Below are 249 nucleotides of genomic sequence, written 5' to 3'. Positions count from 1 at the left end.
CGGGCTGGTGGTGCGGGCCAAGTCCGAAAACACCAAGTACGACGCCTGGGACATCACCGAAGGCATGGATTTCGAGGTCTTCGGCCGCGTGCTGAAGGTCTGGCGCAGCGAGGACTTCTGACCCCATGGCAACCCGCTCTCCCCTGTCGGCTCCCGAAAGAACCATCCTGGTCCACGGCGCGCTCGGCGCGCTGCTGGCGTTGGCGCTGCATGCCGCGCTGCTGAACCGCGTGTGGCCATGGCACAACC

Annotated in this window: 1 pseudogene; it reads left to right on the top strand. The window is 66.3% G+C overall.

What is annotated here, in order from left to right:
• Positions 1 to 121 (top strand): annotated as a pseudogene (locus SB751_RS33620) (transcriptional regulator); the annotation flags it as partial.
• Positions 122 to 249 lie beyond the last annotated feature (128 nt).

The organism is Cupriavidus sp. SIMBA_020, assembly GCF_046535395.1.
Lineage (GTDB): Bacteria > Pseudomonadota > Gammaproteobacteria > Burkholderiales > Burkholderiaceae > Cupriavidus > Cupriavidus campinensis.
Note: the sequence above shows the minus strand (reverse complement) of the source record. Positions and strands in the feature narration are given on the sequence as shown.